Consider the following 22,705-nt stretch of genomic DNA (forward strand, 5'->3'; position numbering starts at 1 on the left):
GAAAGCCACTTTGGCAACCTTGAAGGTTGCGAAAGTGGCTTTCGCAACACGCCACCCAGGGTTTGTGACGAGACGGCACGGCTCTGCGACGGTTCCGCTCCGGATCCGGGCCAGTGCGACAGAGCGCCCTTACGATCGGTGAGCCTTTCGATCTTGGGGGAACCATGGCTCGCATCCTGCTCGTCGAGGACGACGTGGCACTGGCCGAAGCGCTCACGCTCGCGCTGAAGGCGCTCGGGCACGACGTCGTCACCGCGCTGACCGGGGAGCGGGCGCTGGAGGCGTTGTTCACCGACCGGCTCGAACTCGATTTCGTCCTCCTCGACGTCATGTTGCCCGGGATGGACGGCTTCGAGGTGTGCCGCCGGATCCGCGCACGGAGCCGGTTGCCGCTGGTCCTGCTGACCGCCCGCGGCGACCCGATCGACATCGTCGCCGGGCTGGAATGCGGCGCCGACGACTACGTGGTCAAACCCGCCGAACCGCGGGTGCTCGACGCCCGGATCAAGGCGATCGGCAGGCGCGCCGTCACCACTGCCGGGTCGACGGCCGGCCGGTTGCGGGTGGGACGGCTGGAAATCGACGCGGCCGCGATGAGCGTGACCCGTGACGGCGTCGAACTGGCGCTGACCGCGACCGAGATCCGGCTGCTCGTCGAGTTCGCCGAACATCCCAACCAGGTACTGAGCAGGCAGACACTGCTGAAACGGGTATGGGATTACGGCTACGTCGGCGACTCGCGGATCGTCGACGCGGCGGTCGCGCGGCTGCGGGCGAAGATCGAGGACGATCCGGCGAATCCCGCGGTGCTGAAGACCGTGCGCGGACTCGGCTACCGGCTGGTGGGCGAATGAGGTTCGGACTCCGCGCCAGGGTGACCGCGGCGGTCGTGGCGGTGACCACGACGGCGACCGTCGTGATGGCCTTCAGTGCGGCCGAAATCCAAGAGGACGACGCGTTCGACAGGTTCACGGCCGCGGCGAAGACGTCGTTCGGGGCGATGTTCGGTCAGGCCTGGCCCCACCTCGAACAGTTCATGGCCGGCTCGCCCCGGGCCTTGGAGATGTTCTCCCAGGGAATGGACAAGGCGGCGGCGGACTGGATGCTCGTCACGAGCCACCCCCAACGGACGAACGACGACTTCAGGGCGCCCGAAGGACCTCCCGAAGTCGTCAAATCCTCGTCGCAAAGCCACGACTGGGCGACGGGCACCGAAAACGCGACCCCGCCCGACAGGCGAGCCGCGTTGGAAACGGTGAAGGACGTGGTGCTTCTGCGGACCACGGGACCGGAAGAACTCCTGTCGGCGACCACGACCGATCCGCTGACCGGCCACCGGCTCCTCGTGGTGAGCGCGAACTTCGTCGCGTACTGGGTCGTGCAGTTCTTCGACCTCACCAAGTTCGAGCAGGATCTGGCGGCCCAGCGGTGGAAACTGGCGTGGATCGCGCTCAGCGTCACCGTCCTCGGCGTGGCGGCCGCGGTCTTCGCCGCGGGCCGGATCCGGCGGCCGGTGCTCCGAGTCGCCTCCGCCGCCCGCGACCTGGGCGGCGGCGCCTTCGACGTGCGCGTCCCGGTGAAGGGCCGCGACGAACTCGCCGACCTCGCCGCGTCGTTCAACACGATGGCCGATCGGGTCGGCACGGCGATCGAGGAACTGCGTGCCAAAGACCGCCAGCAGCAACGCTTCGTCGCCGATGTCGCCCACGACCTGCGGACGCCGCTCGCGTCGATGGTCGCCACGGTCGACACCCTCGACGACGCCAGCCCCGAGGTCCGGACCCGGGCGACCGAGTTGCTCGGCGCGCAGGCCCGGCGGCTGGCTCGGCTGGTCGAAGATCTGATGGAGATTTCGCGGTTCGACGCGGGTTCCGCGGACCTGCGCCCCGAACTCGTCGACCTGCCCGCGCTCGTCGAGGACGCGATCGAGGTGAGTGTGCCGGGGACTTCCGTCCAGGTGACGAGCACCGGCGACACGACCGTCTCCGCTGATCCGCGCCGCGTCCACACCATCGTGTGCAACCTGCTGGTCAACGCCGAACGGTATGGCCGGACCCCGATCAAGGTGTCCCTGGAAGGCCTTTCCGGCACGGTGACGATCCGGGTCGCCGACTCCGGGCCGGGAGTCCCCGAGGAGTTGCGCCCGATCCTGTTCGACCGGTTCGTGCGCGGCGATCACGCGCGGCAGGCGACCGAAGGCAGCGGGCTGGGGCTGTCCATCGCCCGTGAGAATGCGCTGATCCACGGCGGGGAGATCACCGTGCACAACGACGGCGGCGCCGTCTTCACCGTGCGGCTTCCACGGGAATCACCAGCGTGAGCCACCGTGGCGCGTAGCCGTCGAAGTACGGCATCGGGACATGCGTGAGGATCAGGAACACCGCGGTCAGCACGCCCGCTTGGGACAGCTTCAGCTCGCGGTGACCGAGCCGATGCCACACCACCAGGACGAAGTTCGTGACCAGCAGGAATCCCCAGCGGGCGTCGTCCCAGCCGCCGAACGCGAGCAGCACCGGTGCCCCGATCGCGGCGATGGGCACCGCCGCGGCGAGCGTCGGCCGGTGCAGGAGCAGGAAACCGCCGATCACGACGACCGCGATGGGCAGCAGATAGAGCAGCACGGCGGTGATCGAGTACAGCCGCCAGCTCTCGGCCTGCGTGCGCTCGAACAGGTCCAGCGCGTCGGCGCGGTAAGGAAAGTCCGCTGTGGACAGTGACCGGCGAAGACCTTCGACGGCGCCGGGAGCGGCGGGTGGCAACGCCAGGATTCCCAGGCCGAGCGCGGCGCCCGGAGCGAGCAGTGCGCACGCGCGCCGAAATGGGAGCTTCCGCAGCAGGGCGAATCCGAACACCGGCAGCACGGTGAGCAGCGCGATCTCGTGCACCGTCACCGAAAGCGCCATCACCGCGCTCGCGAGCGCGAGCCTGTTCCGATGCAGCGCCCACAGCGCGCCGAACAGCAGGAGATACAGCACCTGGTCGAAGTAGCCGATCTCGTGGAACAGATAGCCACCGCACGGCAGCAGGAGCCAGGCGACGATCAGCAGCCGACGGCTTTCGGTGCGGCCGCGGAAGAAGGCGAGCGCCACGGTCGCCAGCACCGCGCCGAGGACCACGAAACTCGCGACCGCGAAGACGAGGTAGTCCTGTCCGAACGGCTTCAGGAGCGTGCCGAGGAGGAACCGCCGGTGGAAGCCGTCGGTCAGGGAGACGGCCTGCAGGGTCGCCGCCCACTCCCCCGGCAACCGGAACCCGGTGTATCCGGCGACGAGGACGGCGATCCCGAACAGCGCGATGACGCTTCGCCGCAAGGTCTTCCCGGGAACGGGCACCGGAGCCCGGTCGAGCAAGGTGGTCATGGCGCCAAGCTAGAAACGGATCATGTCACCACCATGACCACTGATCCCCGGCTTCGCACGGCTCTGCTACATCGTGCTCGACCGCAGGAACGCCTGTTCTGAACCCTCGACCACGAAAGCGGTCCGCGCCTTGGTGGTCGTGGGCAGGTCGCAGGAGAGCCACGCCACGCCGGGCGTCAGGAGCCCCTTCAGCTGTTTCGGCACGTCCGGGACCCCGGCGTCGCACTCGAGATCACTGATCATCTTCGACACGGCCTCGCGACGCAGCTTCACGACCGCGGACAACCGGAGGTCCGACGGTCCGGGCGCCTCGATCCGGCCTTCCGAGGCGCCCATCCGCTCCTCGACCCAGGATGCTTCGACGATCTCGCCGACGTCGGGAAAGTCCTCGGCGACCGGCGCCGGATCGGTGCGGACGGCCATTTCCTTCGGCGGTGCCGGGGCACAGGCCGCGATCAGGACGATCGCGGCCGTGGCCCCCAGGATCTTCCCCATGGTGCGCATGGGGAAGATCCTGCCTCAGGCGGTGAGCTTCAGGATGTCGATTCCCCGGGTGTTGTCGGCGACATAGACGTAACCCTTGTGCCAGTAGGGCGCCCACGCGCTGGCGTCCGCCGGGCGGAAGTAGGCGATCTGCTTCGGGTCGGTCGGATCGCTGACGTCGAGGAACCGCGTGCCCTGCGCGTAGAACGACTGCACGAGGACCTTGCCGCGGATGTCGAAGTAGTGCGCGGAGCAGTCGCCCGAGGCCGGGTCGCTGCCCTCCTGCCCGGCGACGCTCCAGGTGCCGACGGACTCGAGGCGGAACGGCTTCTCCGGCGTCGAGCGCCAGCCTTCGCCGTTGTACGAGCTCTTCAGCGACGAGATCGTCAGCACGCCGTCACCGGCGCAGCCGTCGAGGAAGCTCTCTTCGGTGGCGTAGATCAGGTCGCGGCCGTGCCGGCGGTTCGAGTCGGCACCGTCGGCCGAGCGGTGTCCCGCCGGGTGGAAGCTGTTGTGCATGAACTTCGACGGCGCCGCCGTCTCCTCGACCCCGCCGCCCGCGTAGGGCACCGGGTCGAACGGCGTCGCGCGGCGGACCTTGCCCTGCACGGGATCGCGGTGATAGCCGTTGGTCCAGTAGCCGCGGACGCCGCCCCGGCCGGACACCCAAGCCACGCCCACGGCGTCGACCTGGACGTCGTGCACGTAGTCGGTCTTGCCGTCGTTGCGCGCGAGCTCGATCGGGTTCGGGAACGTCTTGGGGTTGCGCGGGTCGCGGATGTCGGTCACCCAGATCGGGCGGCCGCCCCACTCCGCGGGCTGGTTCGCGGCCTTGGACGGGCCGCCGGTCCACAGGTACCGGCAGTCGTCGACGCAGCTGGTCGTGTGACCGGCGGGCACCTTGGTGTAGCTGAGGATGGCCGGTTTGTCCGGGTTCTTCAGGTCGATGATGTAGATACCGGACTCGCCGGTCTGCGTGGTGCCGCCGTAGGCCCGCGGGTCGCGCGCCAGGAAGACGAGCTTGCGCTTGACGTCGACCTCGGTGTCCTCGGTTTCCCACAGACCGGGAAGGCTGACCTCGCCGATCAGCTTCGGCGCGGTGGGGTTCTTCGTGAGGTCGTAGACCTTCAGGCCGAACTCGCCGGAAACGGCCATGACGTCACGTTTGCCGTACTGCAGGAACCCCATGGCGATGGCGCCTTGCGCGTCGGGCACGTTGCCGACGGCCTTGACGTTCTTCACCGCGCCGGGTGCGCCCGCGACCCGGACCTTCTCGCCTGCCGGTTTGTCCTCGTCGCCGCAGGCCGCGGCGGGCAGACCGGTGGCGATCAGGGTCGCGGTGACCGTGGCGAGCGCCAGGCACGAACGGAGCAACCAGTTTCCTCGCACAGAAACCTCCCAGGCTGGTTCCTGCACCTTATGATCGCCACTTTGCCCGCACAACCGCCAATAGTCGTTGCCGGACTGCTATGACATGACCATGCGCTTGCGTCTTCTGGTCCCGCTCCTGGCCGCCGCCCTCGTCGCGGCGGGCTGCACGGAATCCGGCGAACCGCCCGCACCGGACGTTCTTCGCGTGGGCCTGGCCGCTCCGGTGACCCTGCTGCCCGCCGACGTCCGCGACCAGTCCGGGCGGATGCTCGCCGGCGCGCTCTGGACGCCGCTGGCCGATTACGACCCCGCGACGGGCAAGACGGCGCCGCGGGCGGCCGAATCGTTCACCAGTTCCGATCGGATCACGTGGACGGTGAAGCTCAAGGACGGCGGGAAGTTCCACGACGGCACCCCGGTGACCGCTCAGTCCTATGTGGACACCTGGAAGGCGATCGGCGCGGAGCAGTGGCAGGCTTCGCGGGTGGTCAAGGATCTCCTGCGGGCCAAGGAGATCACCGCGCCGGATCCGCTGACCATCCGGCTCGTGCTCGACCGGCCGTCCGGTCAGGTCCCCGCTCTGCTCTCCTCGCCCGCGCTGGTCCCGTTGCCCGCGTCGGCACTGGCTTCGCGTGATTGGGCCGGTTTCGCCCAACGCCCCGTCGGCAACGGGCCGTTCCGGCTGGACGGCGCGTGGCAGCCGTCGGGCGGCAAACTCGTCCGCGTGGCGGACGCGCCGGGCAAGGCGCGCGTGATCGAACTCAAGACCGGCGACGCGGCGGCGCAGTACGACGAGGTCAAGGCCGGGAAGCTCGATCTCTCCACGTTCGTCCCCGGTGATCGCCACGAGGCCATGCATGCCGATTTCGCGCAGCGGCACGTGATGTGGGCCCTGCCGACCGTCGCCTACCTCGGGTTTCCCTTGACCGCACAGCACTTCTCCGACGCGACCGTCCGGCACGGTTTCGCGCTCGGGATCGACCGCGCGGCGCTGGAGGCCGGCGCCCTCGGCAAGCAGGTGGATCCGGCGAAGTCGCTGCTGCCGCCCGCGGTCGCGCCGGGTGAGCGCAGCAGCACCTGCCGCCCCTGCACCTTCGACGCCGGTGCCGGGAAATCCCTGCTGGCCCAAGCGGAGTTCCCGGCCACACCTGTCCACTTCGGACAGTCGCAGGGGAGCTGGCTGCGTCCGCTCGCGGAGCAGGTCAGCACGGCGGTCGGGGTCCCGCTCGCCGCGGAGCCCGGACAGGGCCCGTTCGCGATCGACGTCGGCCTGATGACGCCGAGCCCGCAGGAGGTGCTGGCCGAGATCGCGAAGGCGACCGGATATCAGAGCGACGGGTTCGCCGACCTGCTGAAATCGGCCGAGGAGATCGAATCCACCGAGAGCGGCGAGGTCTACCGGCTGGTGGAGAACCACCTGCTCCGGGACCTCCCGGTCGTACCGCTGTGGTCCGGGCACGGGCACGCCGTCTGGGCGGACCGGGTGGGCGACGTCAAGGCGACGACGTTCGGCGGGGTGGACCTGTCAGCGGCCTCCGTGCGGTGACCCGAGCGTGCACTCCCCCGCGACGACGTCGATGAAGGCCGAGGTCAGCGGGTCGGGCGTGCTGCGACAGTAGGCGGCGAGCGGGCGCCGGATCGGCGGTTCGGGCCGCAGGACGCGGCCGTGGAAGCCTTCGGGCAGGACGTTGGCCGGGACGAGCGCGGGACCGAGCCCCGCCGCCGCGAGTACCGGGGCCGCCGCGCTCTGCTCGGTCCGGACCGCGGCCCTCGGCTGGAACCCCGCCGCGGCGCACGCCTGGTCGACGAGGTCGGCGAGACCGTTGCCCGGCGCGTAGTGCACCCACGCGCAGTCGGCGAGGGTCGCCAGATCGACGACGCCGGTGCCGTCGTCCTCGCGCGGCCCGTCGATCGGCAGGACCACGACGAACTCCTCGGCACCGATTTCGCGGACCGGCCCGTCCCAGCCCGGCGGCACCGGGCCGACCGCGACGTCGGCCTCCCCCGCCGCCATGGCCTCCCGGAGTTCGTCCGCGTGCCTGAACTCCACCAGCCGGACGTCGACCTCCGGCCGCTCCCGGCGCCAGACCCGCAACGCCGCGGGCAGGACCCCGATGCCGACCGAATAGACCGTCGCGATCTGCAGTTCCCCGGCCTCCAGGCCGGACGCCTGCCGGGCCGCGCACCGCGCGCGTTCGGCGTCGGCGAGGGTGGCGCGGGCGTGCGGCAGCATGGCGCGGCCCATGGGGGTGAGCCGGACGCTGCGGGGCAGCCGTTCGAGCAGCGGGCCGCCGACGCCCTTCTCCAGCGCGCGCACCTGATGCGACAGCGCGGGCTGCGTCACGTGCAGCATCTCCGCGGCCTTGGTGAAGGAGCCGGTGTCCACGACGGTCACCAGGTACTCGAGCTGGCGCAAGCTGGTCATGAAGAGAGTTTATCGGAGTGGTGATATCTATGCCTTGGACTTATCTCCGTACCGGGTCCAGGCTTGAGGACATGAACGAAGAACGCAAGGTCGCCCTGGTCGCCGGGGCCAACGGGGTCATCGGCAAGAACCTGATCGAACACCTCGAGACCCTGCCGGGGTGGCGCGTCATCGGCCTGTCGCGGCGAGGCGGCCCCGGCCAGATCGCGGTCGACCTGCTCGACGCGGACGACACCCGCGCGAAGCTCGGCGGCCTGGGCGACGTCACGCACGTGTTCTACGCGGCTTATGTCGACAAGCCGACCTGGGCCGAGCTGGTCGCGCCGAACCTGGCGATGCTGACCAACCTCGTCGACGCGATCGAGCCCGCCGCGCCCGGACTGCGCCACATCAGCCTCATGCAGGGCTACAAGGTCTACGGCGCCCACCTCGGCCCGTTCAAGACCCCGGCGCGCGAGGACGACGCCGGGCACATGCCGCCCGAGTTCAACGTCGATCAGCAGTCCTTTTTGGAGCGGCGCCAAGCGGGGAAGGCCTGGACGTGGTCAGCGATCCGGCCGTCGGTGGTCGGCGGCACCGCGCTCGGCAACCCGATGAACCTCGCGCTGGCCATCGCGGTCTACGCGTCGATCTCGAAGGAACTCGGCCTGCCGCTGCGGTTCCCCGGCAAACCCGGCGCGTACGACAGCCTCCTGGAAATGACCGACGCCGGCCTGCTGGCGAAGGCCACCGTATGGGCCACCGGCTCGGAGAACGAGGCGTACAACATCGCGAACGGCGACCTCTTCCGGTGGAGCGACCTCTGGCCGCGGATCGCGCGGTACTTCGACCTGGAGGTGGCGCCGCCGCTACCGATGTCGCTGGACGTCGTCATGGCGGACAAGGAAGAACTCTGGACGTCGATCGCCGCGAAGTACGGCCTCGAAGTGCCGTACAGCGCCGTTTCGTCGTCGTGGGGATTCGCGGATTTCGTGTTCGGCTGGGACTACGACATGTTCGCGGACGGCTCGAAGGCCCGGCGGGCCGGTTTCCACGAATACGCGGAGACCTCGGCGATGTTCTTCCGGCTGTTCGACGAGTTCCGGAAGGCGAAGGTGATCCCGTAGGCCGGAGGCTTCGGGGATGGTCGCCGGCCGAGTGGAGGTTGCGAAAGCCACCTTCGCGACGTCTGATGTCCCGAAAGTGGCTTTCGCGACACGTCCCTCCACCGCGGACCAGGAGAGCCCGGGGTGTGGAGAAGTCCCTTCAGCCGCGCCCGATGTACGGCATCGCGGTCGCCGTGACGGTCAGGAACTGGACGTTCGCGTCCAGCGGCAGCCCGGCCATGTACAGCACGGCGTCCGCGACGTGCCGGGCGTCGAAGGTCGGCTCGGCCTTGACGCTGCCGTCGGCCTGCGGGATCCCGTCGGCCATCTTCCACGTCATCTCGGTGGCGGCGTTGCCGATGTCGATCTGTCCACAAGCGACGTTCCAGGCCCGCCCGTCGAGGGAGATCGACTTCGTCAGCCCGGTCACCGCGTGTTTCGTCGCCGTGTAGGCGACGGACGCGGGGCGCGGCGCGTGCGCGGAGATCGAACCGTTGTTGATGATCCGGCCGCCGCGCGGGTCCTGCCTCTTCATCAGCCGCACGGCCTGCTGCGCGCACAGGAACATCCCGGTCAGGTTGGTGTCGACGGCGCGTTTCCAGTCCGCGAAGGACAGTTCGTCGACCGTCCCGCCCACCGAAACACCCGCGTTGTTCACCAGGAGATCCAGCCGCCCCCATTCCGCGCGGACCGTCTCGAACAACGCGGCGACGGAATCCGGGCCGGCGACGTCCGTGGACACGGTAAGCGCGTTCGTGTCGCCACCGGCGGTCTCGGCCAGCGCTTCCGCACGGCGGCCGGCGAGGGCGACCCGGTAACCGGCGCCGAGTAACGCGCGGGAGATCTCCCTGCCGAGCCCGGAACCCGCCCCGGTGACGACCGCGGTCCTGCCGTTGCCCATCGAACCTCCTCGCAGACCGTGCCGGACCGATCCGGCTCGGTGATTGTTTTCCGATTACCCGCGTCCGTTCAGGCTAGCGCGCCGCCGTCGGCGGAAAACGTTCACCCGTCGGCCGTCGCGCCTTCATGAAAACCGGTAACCCCTTCACCACATCGAGGCGATTCACCGGATGTGCCCAGGGGGAATTCACACCGTTCACTTCGTCGCCGGAGTGGTGGACAGTGAAGAAGAATCCGCGCTTCCAGCTGGTCCAGACCGGCGATCAGACCATCCGATGGCGGCTGCTCGGCGGCAACAACGTGTCGCTGGGTTCGGCGCCCGACGACTATCCGCGAGCCGAGGAATGCCTCGCCGCGATCGCCTGGCTCAGCGCGCACGTTTCCGAGCTGACCAGCGATTTCAGTCATCTCAGCGGCGGGCGCTGGCGCTGGCGCCTGCATCGGGAAGACCGGGTCGTCGCGATCGCCAGCCATGCCTACGGACGGCGTATCGAGGCGCAGCGCGGCCTCGACCGATTCCGCTCGGCCACCACCGAGGCGTCCATCGGTGAAGGGATCGAGACCATCGCCGATTGGCGCCGGAAATACCGTCGCGATTCCGGCGGCATTTCACCGAATCGTTCTCCGTGACGGCCGCTCACGGAAAGTGCGTTCCCCGGAGATTAACCACCATGACGTCGGGCGGGAACGCGAAGCACCGTCGCCGGACAGTGTTGCGGAGCGAGGATTGTGGCAAGTCACGGAATCCCGTGACGACTTGGGGACTAGAGAAAGAGTGCAAACAAGATGCGTGCTCGTACCACTCGGTTTCTCGGCGCCACCGCCATCGCCGCCTGCGCCTGCCTCACCCTGACCGGCACCGCCTCGGCGGTCGCCCCGGCCAACGGCCTCGAGGACGTCCTGGCCGCGGCGGGCTCGGACACCACCGTCGACATCACCGGCGCGATCCTGGCCAACGCCAACGGCGCCGCCTGGAACACCGACCCCGACAACCACGTCAACATCCCGCCGCTGCTCGCCGCGGGCGGCACCTTCACCGTTCCCGGTGACCTTTACGCCGACCAGGTCGTCTACAACACCACGACCACCCTGCCGCCGAACGGCTCTTCCCAGGGCAAGACCGCGCTCAAGGCCTCCGGCGACGCGGGCGACGGCAAGATCGACATCGCGCGGTCGTCGTCGCCCCGCGGCTCCTCCGACCCCGCGTCGTTCGAGTACTACGCCTTCGCCACCGACGGTGTCACCTGGTCGTCCTCGGCGACCGGCTCGGGCGCGGGCCTGTCCCTCACGCTGGCGCAGCTGCGCGGCATCTACGACGGCTCCATCACCAACTGGAACCAGGTCGGTGGCGCCAACGCCGCCATCGTCGTCTACCTGCCCCAGACCGGCTCCGGCACGCTGAGCTTCTTCACCACCACGGTCCTCGGCTTCGACCCCACCACCAAGCCGGTCACCATCAAGCGGTTCCAGGAGCACGACGGCAGCTCCATCCCGGCCGCCGACCGGGCCAACGCGATCGCCCCGTTCTCCATCGCGCAGTGGATCGCCCAGGGCAACGCGGTGACCGCGGACAAGCGCGCGGGCTTCACCGTGAACCCGCTGACCGGTGCCGGCTTCAACGGTTCCCCGGTCGCCGGCTCGGCCGGCAACTACACCCCGGCCTTCACCACGGCGTTCCTGGGTTCGCGCAGCGTTTACCACGTGCTCGACACCCGCACGCCGAGCTACGACCAGGCCCAGCGCGCCGTCGGCTTCGCCGCCGGTGACACGGCCGCGACCGCCAGCCCGCTGTGCGGTGGCCAGCTCGCCACCACCATCAAGCGGTACGGCTTCCTGACCGTCTCGGGCCCGAACGGCCTGTCCTGCGTCAAGTCCTGACCCCCTCCTAGCGCGTGAAGGCCCCCTTCCCTCGGCTGAGCCGAGGGAAGGGGGCCTTCACGCGCTACAGAACTACTTGGGGGCGACGCCCAGTGCGGCGAGCGCCGGGTCGGTCATGATCACGCCCGCGCCGGTGACCGGGTCGAAGCCCGGGGCGCCGAGGTCGATCGCGGTCGACACGAGCGCGTTCCGGATCTCCGCCTGGGTCGCGGCCGGCTTGCCCTGCTTCAGCAGCGCGGCGATGGCGGCGGCACTCGGCGCGGCGGCCGAGGTCCCGAAGAACGGCTGGAAGCCGCTCACCGAGGTCGCGACGCCGTCGGCCGCGGTGATGTCCGGCTTGTTCCGCGTCGCGCCACCGGTCGAGGACACGTTGCCCGGGGTGATCACTGAACCGTCCGGGTTGTAGAACTGGTGACGGCGACCGTCCGAAGTGAACCGTTCCCACTTGCTGGCGGCGGTGAACAGACCCGGGTACGGACCTGCCGGGTTCGCCGGGTCACCGGCTTCGAGCGCACGGCCGAAGGCACCGGCGGCGGGAGCGGCCGCGACGCTGAAGGCGTTGACGGCGGCCGAGTGGCCGGAGGTGACACCGTTGGTGCTGAAGGCTTTCAGGTCGCCTGAGGCGACGAAGCGGCCTCGGATCACGTTGAGCGCGATGAACCGGTCGGCGCCGCTGTACTTGACCACGGCGACCTTGAAGCCCGAGCCGCTGGCCGGGACCTGGGCGATTTCGTACGGGTTCTGGGTGCCGTTCTGCGCGCCCTCGCTGGAGGCGACGACCGCACCGGACGAGTTCAGGACGAACAGGTCGTAGTCGCTGGTGGCCTTGCCCCACGGGTCGGACCAGAACAGGGTGACGTAGCGGCCGACCGAGTTCGGCGAGAGCGCGTTGTACAGCTGGGTCGTGGCGCTCGGGTCGAAGTCGTGCGGCGTCCCGGTGATCCCGGAGATCTTGCTGCCGGAGCCGCGGAAGTCACCTTCGTAGTAGCCGCTGGTGCCGTCGGTCAGGTTGCCCGAGTTCCCCGCGGAGGAGAAGTAGAGCGCGCCGGCCGCGGTCACGTCGTTGACGGCCTGCGCGACCGGGCCGTCCTGGAACGGCGACTCGTCGAAGTAGGAGACGTCGTCGACGATGATCGTGCACTTGCCGGTGGTCCGCAGGGCGCGGATGTTGTCGGCGAAGCTCTGCTCGCTGGTGAAGGCGGTCGCGAATCCGAGCGCGGCGCCGGGCGCCATGTCGTGGATGATCTCCAGCATCGCGGTGCCCTCGTCACCGCTGCCCGCCTGGCCGGGGAGGACGTCGACGGCGGGGAGCTCGCCGGCGGTCTGCGACGCCTGGAGCGACTTGATGCCGTCCGAGAGCACGCAGACCTTCTGGCCCGCGCCGGTGACGCCGTACTTGGTCCGGGCGGTGTCGTTGCCGTGCGCCTTGTCGCCCTCGGCGACCTGCAGCGCGGCGGCGGTCTTCTTGGCCGCGGCCTGCCGCCGGTCCTGCGGCGCGGACTCGTTCCAGGTCATGGCCTGGGAAGCGGCCTTGACCTCGGCGACGTCACCGCGTCCGGCGATCGCGTCCACGGCGCTCAGGGGGAGGTCGGCGCGGATCGCACCGGCGGGTGAGGCGTAGCGGACGGTGCCACCCGCCGCCTTGACGGCGTCCACCAGGGACTGTCCGGCGCCCTTGATGTCCACCGAGACCGTGCCGGCGTCGCTGACGCCCAGGCCGGTCCGGTACTCGGGCAGCTTGCCGGCCAGGCCCTTGTCGGCGCGGAGGCGCTTCTCGACGACGAGCTGGCTCGACTGCTTGCGCTCGGCCGGGGTGAGGCTCTTCTTGATGCTCTGCAGCGCGCTGATCCCGGCCTGGGTGCGCACCTCTTCCGACGGCTGGGCACCGGAAACCGCGGTCGACAGCAGCAAAGCACCGACCGCGACCGGAACCGAGCATGTGACCACCCGGCTGAATCTGCTCATTGAAATCTCCCTGGCTTTTCAGAAGCACTGCCCACACGGCACAGCCCGTGACAGGAATTCCTTCGGCCGCCCGAATGAATTACCCCTGACCGGGTGTAATGGGGAGAATCTAAAGAGCTATCAGTGAGGAGTCCACCGACCAAAGTCGGTATCGGGGGAAGATCCACATCGTGGGAGGGATTTCGGTCCGAAAAGACCGGAATACTCCTACGCCCACGCCGGGAAAAGCCGCCAAAGCGCCAAAGCGGCCAGCGACGCCAGGGTGAGCAGCACCGGACCGGTGATGACGTAGGTGGAAACCGGCCGCCACCGGCGGTAGAGGAAGGTCGCCCCGGCCGCCGCCGCCACGAACCCGCCGAAGGCCAGCACGAGCCCGGCCCACGCGTCGCCGTCGCCGGTCCGGCCGTCCTGCGCGTCCGCCTTGCCGTTCTGCGGAGTGGGCCGGAACGGCCTGCCCTCCAGCGTCGCGGTCACCACGGTCGCTTCCTCCGAGGCCAGCGGCCACCAGGACGCCGACGTCACCAGGGTCAGCCGATCGTTCTGGGTCTTGCCGTAGTCCGCCCCCTCGTCGAGCGGGCGGGTGGCCTTCTCGGTCACGCGGTAGACGGATTTGCCCTGAGTCGTCGCGACGACGATTTCGTCACCGGGCTCCAGCGCCTCCAGTGATCCGAACGGACCGCCGTAGCCCGCGTTGCGCGCCACGATCGCGGCGTTGCCCGGCTGCCCGGGACCGGCGGTCCCCGGCACGTGGCCCGGTCCGGACGCGGTTTCCCCGCTCGACGCCCCTTCGACGACGACTTGCTGCAGCTTCAGCGCGGGAATCTCCAGGACGGCGACCGGCTTCCCGAACTCGACCGGTTCGGTGGGCGGAGGCGCCCCGAAGAGGCTTTGGCTGGCGCCCAGCGCCAGGCCGATCTCGCCGCGGATCTCGCCCAGCGCCTTCCGCTGATCGCTCGTCTGGAGCATCGGCCCCAGCGCGTAGACGACCAGGGCCAGCGCCACCGAGGTCGTGACCAGCCAGGCGGCGAGGACGGTGCCGATCCATCCCGGACCGAAGCTCAGGAAGCGGGTTTCCGGTTCCTGGTGCCGCTCTTCGACGGAGATGCTCACGCCACTCCTCCGGCCGATTTACGCCGCAGGAGACCGAAGAGCATCGCGAACGCGGCCCCGATCTCGGCCAGCGCGACGACCAGCCACCTCGGCACCGGGCGTCCGGCGGCGACGTACGCCGTCGCGGACGGGAGTGTCGCCAGGATCACCAACGCCACCAAGGGAATGAGCGCGCCCAGCACTCCGGCGCCCGGGAACTTCGGGATGTCGATCGACTCGGCGAGATTCTTGGCCGCCAGCACGCTTTCCGGGGTCGGGGCGGCCGCGGGAGCGGGCCCGGTCGCGGCCGCCGTCGCCGAAGTTCCGGCGGGCGAACCCGTTCCCCCGGTGGGGCCGGTCAGCGAGGAATTGGCGGCCGTCGTGGCACCGTTCCCGCCCGCCGGTGGCGGGTCTTTCGCTTCTTCCCTTTCCTGACAGGATTCCTGGACCGTCCCGGTGCCGATCTTGGCCACTCGCGCGGGAACGGTGGCCGCCAAGCCCGGACTCAACGGGGTCATGCCCGGCGGGAGCAGCGACTGGCCGTAGCCGCTCGCCAGCTCGGCGACCGCCTTCAGCTGCGCCTGCTTCTCGGTCATCGGCTTGCAGGTCGCGTCGATCAACGGATTGACCGGCGCCGCCAGATACTCCACGAAGGTCAGCGGGTACGCGCCGTCCTTGGTCACGGTGCCCGGCTGCACGGTCCCGTCCGCGCCGACCTGCATCGAATCGGCCGCCAGCTGCAGGCTTTCCTTGGTCGGCGCGACGAAGTTCCCCTTGCCGTCCGGAAGCGCGACCGGCGCCCAGCCGTAGGCCCTCGCCGTCGCGAGATCGGTGACGACCCAGCTCATACAGCCGCCGGTGCAGACGAATCCCGTTCCCACGACGCCGTTCTGCACGGTCTTGCGCACGGCGAGCTGACCGGTTTTCGCGTCGACGTTGTGCAGCGAGAGAGAGCCGGGATCGAGCGCGTTCAGATCGGCGATCACCCCCGGCGATTTCCCGTCCAGCTCACCGAAATAATCGGTCCCTTTCCGGGGGAACACCCAAGCCGCCGGTGCGGCGCCCGCGAGCACCTTGCTCAACGCGAGCGGGATGGTGCCCGGCCCGGATTCCCCGGTCACTCCGAAGAAGTCCAGGCTCTCGGCGCCAGCTCTCGCCCTGGCCGCGTTCGCCTCGTTCTCTCTCGTGACGGAGGCGAGCGCCGGATTGCGGCCGACCAGCGGGGTACCGTTCCGGAAAATGCCGCCCCGGCCGTCCAGATCGGGTTGCTGTCCCCCCTTGGTGACCATGTTCGCCACCTCGTCGTGGGTGAATCGCAGGGTGCCGGTGAACTTCGCGTTGAGCGAGCTCCCGTTGTCGTCGCTGTCGGTCGGCGACCAGCCGACCGCGGCCACGACCGCCGCGTTGATCCCGACCGGGATGTACTGCCGGTCCCGGACGGTCTGCGTGGCGAGCGCGTTCCCGCTGCCGGTGATCACCAGATCCGAGTCGCCCTTGTCGAACGCGGTCAGGCCGGCGTCTTCCGTCTCGCTCACGATGTTCGCCGGCTGCTCGGCCTGGGTGGGCGCGCAGAGCGCCTGGTTCCAAGCGACCGCGGTGCGGCCCAGCCGCTCCGGCATGCTGGCGCTGAGCGTGTGCTGACCGGCGCCCTTGCACCCTTTGACGCCGAGTTCCTGCTGCGACGGGGTGAAGGAGATCGAGCTGTCGATCCAGGTCACGAACGCGCCGTCCGCGTTCTTCGCGGTGATCGTGACCGCGACCGAACAGGGATTGTTCTCGTCGCACCGGAAGGAGTACTTGTTGCGGGTCTTCGCACCGGTCGCCGGATCGACGACGTCGGGGTTGGCCGCCCAGGAAACCGTGGGCGGCTTGTCCGCCTGACCTTCCGCGTTCTTGGTGAAGGTGGTGTACAGCGGATCCCAGATGATCGGTTTCGGGGTGGACGAACCGAGCGGGATCTGGGTGTCGATGACGATGTCGCCGGTCCTGCTGCTGCGGCGGCCGGTGGCACTGTCCATATGCGCCGAGTTCGCGATGAACTCGTCCTTCAACCCTCCGCAGTAGGCATTGACCCGCGCGCTGACGGAACTGTCCCGCAGCCACGGCGGTTTCCCCGCGACCTTGATCAAATTGTCCGGCAGGACCTGGGGGCAGACCTTCAGGGACGCCTGGGCACCGCTCGCCAATCCCGACACCGTGATCCGCACCGGGTCGCCGTTCCGCGCCGCCGAAAGATCGGCGGGCTCGGTTTTGAGGGTGTACGGCGGGTTCGCCGGCGCTTGCGCCTGCGCCACGGGGACGGACACCCCCGTCACCATCAGCACCCCGCAGATCAGCAAGATCCCGACTTGTCTTGCGCGGACGAAGAACACGGACGACTCCCCAAGGTGCGCGGGCATACGGCGGAGAGCGGGACTCGATCACGAGCCGCGCCCGGAACCAACGTCCCCGAGTCGCCCGTTCGGGGTCAACCGCACCCGGACCTGCCCCGGCACAGATTCACACGCGCCCCGTCGGGCGTTCCCCGCTTGGACACCTTTCGCGGTTTCGGGCACCACATACTGGCCGCATCGAGGGGCGACGTGGTGTGCCCTGAACTCGTTTGCCCACCGATACGAAGGAAGGCCGCTCGTGACCGTCGCGCCACCCCGGCCCGATCCGTCCCCACCGGGAACCCCGGTGCGGCGGGTGATCACCGAAGTCCTTTCCCGGGCCGACCGGGCGTTCCGCCGGGTCACCACCGGCGCCGGGCTGGCCATGCTGGGAATCCTTCTGGTCATCGGCTTCTTCCTGGTCTACCGGTCCGGGCCCGCTTTCGACAACAGCGGCTTCGGGTTCTTCACCACCATCCGGTTCGACCCGGCCTCCGGCGTCCTCGGTGTGCTGGGCCTCCTCTACGGGACGATCGTGGTCGCGCTCATCGCGGTCCTCGTCGCCGTACCGCTGAGCATCCTGGCCGCGCTGTTCATCACCGAGTACTCCAGCGGCCGGATCCGCGGCTTCCTCACCGGCCTCGTCGACCTGCTCGCCGCCATCCCCAGCCTGTTGTACGGCCTGTGGGGATTCAGCTTCCTCGGCCCGCAGATCGTCCCGATCTCGACGTGGCTGACCGAGAACCTCGGCTGGTTCCCGCTGTTCGCGTCCAAGGAGAACACGCTCTACATCCAGTCCATGTTCATCGCCGGGCTGGTGGTGTCCCTGATGGTCCTCCCGATCACGACCTCGGTGATCCGTGAGGTCTTCGCGCAGACTCCGCCCGGGGAAAAGGAAGCGGCGCTCGCACTGGGCAGTACCCGGTGGGGGATGGTCAAAACGGTCATGCTGCCCTTCGGCCGGGGCGGCATCATCGGCGGCTCGATGCTCGGGCTCGGGCGCGCGCTCGGCGAGACGATCGCCGTTTCCCTGCTGCTGCCCCAGGTTCCGGAGATCACGCAGCACATCCTCCAGTTCGGTGGTGCGACCATCTCCGGGTTCATCGCCAACAATTCCGGCGCGTCAGGCCTTTCCCTGTCCGGGCTGATGGCGGCGGGCCTGGTGCTGTTCGTCTTCACCCTGGCCACGAACTTCACCGCGTCGGTGATCATCTCCAAGAGCCGGTCCGGTGCGGGAGTGGATGCCTGATGACCACGACACTCACTCCCCCGGTCTCGTCCGGCCCGCGCAAACTCGTCAAACGCCGCCCGTCGGAGACGACCCGGCAGGACCGGCTGGCCGCGCTCGGCTGCGCGGTGTCGGCCACCCTGCTCACCTGGTTCGTCATGCATCTGCTGCTGGATTCCCCCGGCTGGCTGGCGGATCTGATCGTCGCCTACCTGCTGTACCTGGCGATGCTCTACCTGGTCACCCGCGACCGTCTCGGCAGGCTCGCCGCGTCGGACCGGCTCGTCTCGACGATCGTCGTGTCCGGGGCGCTCACCCTGCTCGTCCCGTTGCTGTTCCTGTTGACCTACATCGTGATCGAGGGCGCGCCGTATCTGCGCCTCGGCTTCTTCACCCACGACATGTCCGCCGTCGCGCCGACCGATCCGGTCACCGCGACCGGCGGTCTGCACGCGGTGGTCGGCACCCTCCAGCAGACCGCGCTGACCCTGGTTTTCGTCGTTCCGCTGGGCGTGCTCACCGCGATCTTCCTGAACGAGACCCGGTCGCGGTTCCGCCGTCCGGTGCGGATCATGGTCGACGCGATGAGCGGTCTCCCGTCCATCGTGGCCGGTCTGTTCATCTACGCGGCGCTGATCATCCCGGGTATCCAGGCGGGCGTGGGACTGTTCAGCTACAACGGTTTGATGGCCACCCTGGCGCTGACGATGGTCATGCTGCCGACGGTGACGCGGACCGTGGACGTGGTGCTCCGGCTGGTCCCGGACGGCCTGCGCGAGGCGTCGCTGGCCCTCGGCGCGAGCCGGGCCAGGACGGTGTGGTCGGTGGTCCTGCCCACCGCGCGCACCGGCGTCACCACCGCCGTGATCCTCGGCATCGCCAGGGTGGCAGGCGAAACGGCCCCGCTGCTGTTCACCTCGTTCGGCTCGCTCGCGATGAACGCCAACCCGTTCTCCGCGCCGCAGGAGAGCATCCCGCTGTTCATCTTCCGCTTCATCAAGCAGCCGCTGGAAAACGTCCAGCAGCGCGGTTACGTCGGCGCGCTCGTGCTGATCCTGCTCATCTTCGGCCTGTTCGCGATCGCCAGGATCGTCGGGCGCGACCGGTCGAAGCGCAAGGCGAAAAGAACGAAGGAGAACCGGTGACCGACACCACCGAATTGTCCACTGTGGACGATAATGAGGAGAATCCTTACTCCACCGGCTATCTCACCCCCCGCGACGCCGACGGCAGGCCTCAGGTCACCTTGACCGGCGGCCCGCCGCCCGGGGCGGCCGAACTCGAGTCGCGGGAGATCGGCGCCTGGTTCGGCGACCGGCTGGTCCTCGAAGGCGTGTCGCTGCGGATGCCCGCCAAAGAGGTGACCGCGCTGATCGGTCCGTCGGGCTGCGGCAAGTCGACCTTCCTGCGCATCCTCAACCGGATGCACGAGCTCGTCCCCTCGGCGTCGCTCACCGGCGAAGTCCTGCTGGACGGCCAGGACATCTACGCCGACGGAACCCGGCCGCAGCAGGTCCGGCTGCGCATCGGCATGGTGTTCCAGAAGCCGAACCCGTTCCCGGCGATGTCCATCCGGGACAACGTGCTCGCCGGACTCAAACTCGCCGGCGTCAAATGCGACGACAAGAACGCGCTCGTGGAACAGAGTCTCGAACGCGCCGGGCTGTGGCGCGAGGTCCGCGACCGGCTGAGCTCGCCCGGTGGCGCCCTCTCCGGCGGGCAGCAGCAGCGGCTCTGCATCGCCCGTTCGCTCGCGGTGCAGCCGAACGTGCTCCTGATGGACGAGCCCTGCTCCGCCCTCGACCCGACGTCCACCCGGCGGATCGAGCAGACGATCGCCGAGATCGGGCACGAGGTGACCGTCGTGATCGTCACGCACAACATGCAGCAGGCCCAACGGGTTTCGGATCACTGCGCGTTCTTCCTCGCGGCCGAGAACGAACCCGGCCGGGTGATCGAACACGGTCCGACGGACACGATCTTCAACGCGCCGTCGGACGAACGCACCTTCGACTACGTGAACGGGCGATTCGGATGATGGCCTTGCGCAGAGTGGGCGCTTTGGGCGGGATCTCGGCGCTGCTGCTCTCGATCTCCGTGGCGGGCGCGCCCGGCGCGGCGGCGCTCAGCAGGGTCACCGGCTCGGGGTCCAGTTATGTCGGCGTGGCGATGACCGACTGGCAGAACGGTGCGACGTCGCGGGGTATCCCGGTCAACTACTCGGCGACCAACTCACCCGCCGGGGTCAACCAGTACGGCGACCGGACCGTCGACTTCGGCGGGACCGAAGCCGAGGTCTCCTCGCTCCTCGCCGCGGGCGGTGGCGGGGTGACCGCGCAGACCCGCGGCTACCAGTACGTCCCGGACGTCGCCGGCGCGGTCGCCGTCATGTACAACGTCACCGACCAGGCGGGCAAACGGGTCGACTACCTGCACCTCACCCGGGAGGTGATCGGCCGCATCTTCAGCCGGGACATCACCCGCTGGAGCGATCCGGCGATCACCGCGACCAACGGCGGGAAGTCGCTGCCGGACCAGCCCATCACGCTGGTCGGCCGGACCGGGCAGTCCGGGACGACGGCGCTGTTCTACGACTTCGTCGCGCACGCGGCACCCGACGCGTACCAGCGTTTCGTCTCCCGCAACGTCGGCAACGGGATGGGCAGCCTGCCCGCCGGGGTGCGCCCGATCCAGCTGCCCGAACGAGGACCGGACGCCGACTGGTACCGGCTGCTCGCGGACTCGGACCAGATCGCGCAGGCCATCGGCAAAGCGACCATCCCGTTCTCGATCGCCTACGACGAATTCGCCTACGCGCAGCGCCACAACGTGCCGTCGGCGTGGGTGCAGAACGGTGCGGGTCAGTACACGCAGCCTTACGCGGAGAACATCGCCTCCGCGCTGAAGTTCGCGGAACTCCGCCCGGACCTCAGCCAGAAACTCGACAAGGTCTACTCGAACGCCGACCCGAAGACGTACCCCATTTCGGCGTACTCCTACATCATGATGCCCTGTACGAGCGGCCGGGACACCTGCCGCGGCGGCTATGGCGACCAGGGCAAGACCGACACCATGACCGCGTTCCTCGAACACGTCGCCTGCGACGGCCAGATCAACATGGCCCGCATCGGCTACTCGCCGCTGCCGCCGAACCTGTCGCAGGAGATCATGAACTCCAACGCGCGGCTCACCGGGCAGCCGCCGAAACAGCTCAACGCGAGCAACTGCGCCAACCCGACCTTCCGCGGCAGCCTCGGCGCGGGCGCCGCCAGCCCGCCTGACCCGCTGGTGACGGCGGGGATCCTCGCCCCGAACGGCAAACCCGCGGCCGGACAGGGCGCCGCCGGGCCGAGCAAGTCGGCCGGGCCCGCGAACGGTCCGGCCACCGGCGACAAGACCGCGACCGCGACGGCGAGCCCGGATGAGGAATCGGCGGGCGGCGGCTCGAAGAACTGGCGGGAAGCCGCACCGGCGTCCTACGACGAGGGCGGGTTCGGCGGCTTCGGGGGCTGGGCGGCGCTGGTGCTGTTCGTCGCGATCGTGACGCCGTTGGTGGTGCGCGGGGTGATCCGGAAGCTGCGAGGGACTTAGGGGCTCGTGAGGTCGACGTCACGGGAAGGTCAGCACGACCTTGCCCCGTCCGTGCCCGGTCTCGATCTCCCGGTGCGCCGCCGCGGCCTCGCCGAACGGATACGTCCGCCGCACGAGGAAGCGCAGTTCCCCCTTGGCGTACAACGACGCCAGCATCCCCAGCCGCTCGGCCGACCGGGTCCCGGTGACCACCCGCGCCCCCACCTCGGGCGCGCGCCCGTGCTCGACCAGGGTCAGCACGCGGTCCGGATTCCCGACCAGCTCCAGCGAAAGGTCGAAGGCGGCCCCGCCCGCGCCGTCCAGCGCCGCGTCGATACCGGACGGCGCGAGGACGCGCACCCGGTCGGCGAGGCCGTCGCCGTAGACCACCGGTTCGGCCCCGAGCGAGCGGACGTACTCCTGGTTCGCCTCGCTCGCCGTCCCGATCACCCTCGCCCCGCGCAGCGCCGCGAGCTGGACGGCGGCCGTCCCCACCGAACCGGCCGCCCCATGGATCAGCACTGTCTCGCCACGGGCGACCCGCAGCGCGTCCAGCGCCAGGTACGCCGTCTGGGTGCCCGCCGTGAACCCGCCCGCGACCTCCCACGGCATCTCCGCCGGCTTCGGCGTGACGTTCTTCGCGGGCACGACGATGTACTCGGCGTACGCCTGAACGGCGGTGAAGCCGAGCACCTCGGCCCCCGCGACGAGGCCGGTAACCCCGGAACCGACCTCGTCGACGACCCCGGCGAACTCATTCCCCGGGACACGCGGCCAACGCAGCTCGAGCCCCGCGGGTTCCCATCCCGCCCGCACGGCCGCGTCGTACGGCTGCACCCCCGCCGCCTTCACCCGCACCCGGACCTCCCCCGCCCCGGCGTGCGGCTCCTCCAGCTCCAGCACCCGGAGCACTTCCGGGCCACCGGCTTCCGTGAACGCGGCCGCTTTCATCTTGTTCCTCCAGTTCGTCCCCTGTTGTC

The 22,705-nt window shown here is 69.5% G+C and carries 19 protein-coding genes; 10 read left to right on the forward strand and 9 right to left on the reverse strand.

The genetic code is table 11. The features are described 5' to 3' along the window. Positions 1–164: 164 nt before the first annotated feature. On the forward strand, positions 165–854 hold the full coding sequence (locus CVV72_RS20145) for a response regulator transcription factor (protein WP_219145289.1): 690 nt from the start codon (positions 165–167) through the stop codon (positions 852–854). After that, the gene (locus CVV72_RS20150; protein ID WP_219145290.1) at positions 851–2,320 is read left to right on the forward strand and encodes a cell wall metabolism sensor histidine kinase WalK; all 1,470 of its coding nucleotides are present in this window, start codon (positions 851–853) and stop codon (positions 2,318–2,320) included. The genes CVV72_RS20145 and CVV72_RS20150 overlap by 4 nt, the downstream gene beginning before the upstream one ends. Here the strand turns inward: CVV72_RS20150 and CVV72_RS20155 are convergent. The 3 genes from CVV72_RS20155 to CVV72_RS20165 form a co-directional block, all read right to left on the reverse strand. Further along, the gene (locus CVV72_RS20155) at positions 2,286–3,359 is read right to left on the reverse strand and encodes a hypothetical protein (protein ID WP_219145291.1); all 1,074 of its coding nucleotides are present in this window, start codon (positions 3,357–3,359) and stop codon (positions 2,286–2,288) included. The two genes, CVV72_RS20150 and CVV72_RS20155, sit on opposite strands and share 35 nt — an antisense overlap. Before the next feature lie 66 nt (positions 3,360–3,425). Continuing rightward, on the reverse strand, positions 3,426–3,863 hold the full coding sequence (locus CVV72_RS20160; protein WP_219145292.1) for a hypothetical protein: 438 nt from the start codon (positions 3,861–3,863) through the stop codon (positions 3,426–3,428). 15 nt (positions 3,864–3,878) lie between these two features. Then, positions 3,879–5,216, reverse strand: a complete 1,338-nt coding sequence (locus CVV72_RS20165) for an LVIVD repeat-containing protein (protein WP_219154033.1) — start codon at positions 5,214–5,216, stop codon at positions 3,879–3,881. Positions 5,217–5,316: 100 nt separating this feature from the next. On the opposite strand from CVV72_RS20165, the gene CVV72_RS20170 reads away from it, so the two are divergent. Continuing rightward, on the forward strand, positions 5,317–6,759 hold the full coding sequence (locus tag CVV72_RS20170; protein ID WP_219145293.1) for an ABC transporter substrate-binding protein: 1,443 nt from the start codon (positions 5,317–5,319) through the stop codon (positions 6,757–6,759). On the opposite strand, the gene CVV72_RS20175 is transcribed toward CVV72_RS20170, so the two are convergent. After that, the gene (locus tag CVV72_RS20175; protein WP_219145294.1) at positions 6,739–7,638 is read right to left on the reverse strand and encodes a LysR family transcriptional regulator; all 900 of its coding nucleotides are present in this window, start codon (positions 7,636–7,638) and stop codon (positions 6,739–6,741) included. The genes CVV72_RS20170 and CVV72_RS20175 overlap by 21 nt on opposite strands. A 71-nt stretch (positions 7,639–7,709) precedes the next feature. On the opposite strand from CVV72_RS20175, the gene CVV72_RS20180 reads away from it, so the two are divergent. After that, positions 7,710–8,744, forward strand: coding sequence for an SDR family oxidoreductase (locus CVV72_RS20180; RefSeq protein ID WP_219145295.1), 1,035 nt, complete (start codon positions 7,710–7,712; stop codon positions 8,742–8,744). Positions 8,745–8,883: 139 nt separating this feature from the next. On the opposite strand, the gene CVV72_RS20185 is transcribed toward CVV72_RS20180, so the two are convergent. Beyond that, positions 8,884–9,624: an SDR family oxidoreductase gene (locus CVV72_RS20185; RefSeq protein ID WP_219145296.1), complete on the reverse strand. Its 741-nt coding sequence runs from the start codon at positions 9,622–9,624 to the stop codon at positions 8,884–8,886. Between the two features lie 221 nt (positions 9,625–9,845). Between CVV72_RS20185 and CVV72_RS20190 the strand changes: the two genes are divergently transcribed. Further along, entirely contained in the window at positions 9,846–10,253 is a 408-nt protein-coding gene (locus tag CVV72_RS20190; protein ID WP_219145297.1) for a DUF1508 domain-containing protein, read from the forward strand. Positions 10,254–10,409: 156 nt separating this feature from the next. Continuing rightward, positions 10,410–11,501, forward strand: coding sequence for a substrate-binding domain-containing protein (locus CVV72_RS20195; protein WP_219145298.1), 1,092 nt, complete (start codon positions 10,410–10,412; stop codon positions 11,499–11,501). A gap of 72 nt (positions 11,502–11,573) precedes the next feature. Here the strand turns inward: CVV72_RS20195 and CVV72_RS20200 are convergent, their stop codons facing one another. The 3 genes from CVV72_RS20200 to CVV72_RS20210 form a co-directional block, all read right to left on the reverse strand. After that, positions 11,574–13,466 carry a S8 family serine peptidase gene (locus CVV72_RS20200; RefSeq protein WP_219145299.1) on the reverse strand — a complete coding sequence of 631 codons (1,893 nt, stop codon included), beginning with the start codon at positions 13,464–13,466 and terminating at the stop codon, positions 11,574–11,576. Between the two features lie 207 nt (positions 13,467–13,673). Next, complete coding sequence (locus CVV72_RS20205; RefSeq protein ID WP_219145300.1) at positions 13,674–14,576, reverse strand: sortase; 903 nt, start codon at positions 14,574–14,576, stop codon at positions 13,674–13,676. Next, entirely contained in the window at positions 14,573–16,861 is a 2,289-nt protein-coding gene (locus tag CVV72_RS20210) for a hypothetical protein (protein WP_255632188.1), read from the reverse strand. The genes CVV72_RS20205 and CVV72_RS20210 overlap by 4 nt, the downstream gene beginning before the upstream one ends. Before the next feature lie 325 nt (positions 16,862–17,186). Here CVV72_RS20210 and pstC point away from each other — a divergent pair, with 325 nt between their 5' ends. The 4 genes from pstC (at position 17,187) to CVV72_RS20230 (ending at position 21,746) form a co-directional block, all read left to right on the forward strand. Next, entirely contained in the window at positions 17,187–18,176 is a 990-nt protein-coding gene (gene pstC, locus CVV72_RS20215) for a phosphate ABC transporter permease subunit PstC (protein WP_219145302.1), read from the forward strand. Beyond that, positions 18,176–19,300, forward strand: a complete 1,125-nt coding sequence (gene pstA, locus CVV72_RS20220; protein ID WP_126735604.1) for a phosphate ABC transporter permease PstA — start codon at positions 18,176–18,178, stop codon at positions 19,298–19,300. Before pstC ends, pstA begins: the two co-directional genes overlap by 1 nt. Positions 19,301–19,401: 101 nt before the next feature. Then, positions 19,402–20,193 carry a phosphate ABC transporter ATP-binding protein gene (locus CVV72_RS20225; protein WP_034312994.1) on the forward strand — a complete coding sequence of 264 codons (792 nt, stop codon included), beginning with the start codon at positions 19,402–19,404 and terminating at the stop codon, positions 20,191–20,193. Then, positions 20,190–21,746 carry a substrate-binding domain-containing protein gene (locus CVV72_RS20230; protein ID WP_219145303.1) on the forward strand — a complete coding sequence of 519 codons (1,557 nt, stop codon included), beginning with the start codon at positions 20,190–20,192 and terminating at the stop codon, positions 21,744–21,746. The genes CVV72_RS20225 and CVV72_RS20230 overlap by 4 nt, the downstream gene beginning before the upstream one ends. 18 nt (positions 21,747–21,764) lie before the next feature. On the opposite strand, the gene CVV72_RS20235 is transcribed toward CVV72_RS20230, so the two are convergent. Next, positions 21,765–22,676 carry an NADP-dependent oxidoreductase gene (locus CVV72_RS20235; RefSeq protein ID WP_219145304.1) on the reverse strand — a complete coding sequence of 304 codons (912 nt, stop codon included), beginning with the start codon at positions 22,674–22,676 and terminating at the stop codon, positions 21,765–21,767. Between the last annotated feature and the right edge of the window lie 29 nt (positions 22,677–22,705).

Origin of the sequence: Amycolatopsis sp. TNS106, assembly GCF_019330265.1 — a bacterium.
Classification (GTDB): Bacteria; Actinomycetota; Actinomycetes; order Mycobacteriales; family Pseudonocardiaceae; genus Amycolatopsis; species Amycolatopsis lurida.

Excerpts from the sequence above, each read along its gene's own strand:
- CVV72_RS20145 (WP_219145289.1), top strand. The coding sequence starts at position 165 with ATGGCTCGCATCCTGCTCGTCGAGGACGACGTGGCACTGGCCGAAGCG.
- CVV72_RS20150 (WP_219145290.1), top strand. The coding sequence starts at position 851 with ATGAGGTTCGGACTCCGCGCCAGGGTGACCGCGGCGGTCGTGGCGGTG.
- CVV72_RS20155 (WP_219145291.1), bottom strand. The coding sequence starts at position 3,359 with ATGACCACCTTGCTCGACCGGGCTCCGGTGCCCGTTCCCGGGAAGACC.
- CVV72_RS20160 (WP_219145292.1), bottom strand. The coding sequence starts at position 3,863 with ATGCGCACCATGGGGAAGATCCTGGGGGCCACGGCCGCGATCGTCCTG.
- CVV72_RS20170 (WP_219145293.1), top strand. The coding sequence starts at position 5,317 with ATGACCATGCGCTTGCGTCTTCTGGTCCCGCTCCTGGCCGCCGCCCTC.
- CVV72_RS20175 (WP_219145294.1), bottom strand. The coding sequence starts at position 7,638 with ATGACCAGCTTGCGCCAGCTCGAGTACCTGGTGACCGTCGTGGACACC.
- CVV72_RS20180 (WP_219145295.1), top strand. The coding sequence starts at position 7,710 with ATGAACGAAGAACGCAAGGTCGCCCTGGTCGCCGGGGCCAACGGGGTC.
- CVV72_RS20185 (WP_219145296.1), bottom strand. The coding sequence starts at position 9,624 with ATGGGCAACGGCAGGACCGCGGTCGTCACCGGGGCGGGTTCCGGGCTC.
- CVV72_RS20195 (WP_219145298.1), top strand. The coding sequence starts at position 10,410 with ATGCGTGCTCGTACCACTCGGTTTCTCGGCGCCACCGCCATCGCCGCC.
- CVV72_RS20200 (WP_219145299.1), bottom strand. The coding sequence starts at position 13,466 with ATGAGCAGATTCAGCCGGGTGGTCACATGCTCGGTTCCGGTCGCGGTC.
- pstA (WP_126735604.1), top strand. The coding sequence starts at position 18,176 with ATGACCACGACACTCACTCCCCCGGTCTCGTCCGGCCCGCGCAAACTC.
- CVV72_RS20230 (WP_219145303.1), top strand. The coding sequence starts at position 20,190 with ATGATGGCCTTGCGCAGAGTGGGCGCTTTGGGCGGGATCTCGGCGCTG.
- CVV72_RS20235 (WP_219145304.1), bottom strand. The coding sequence starts at position 22,676 with ATGAAAGCGGCCGCGTTCACGGAAGCCGGTGGCCCGGAAGTGCTCCGG.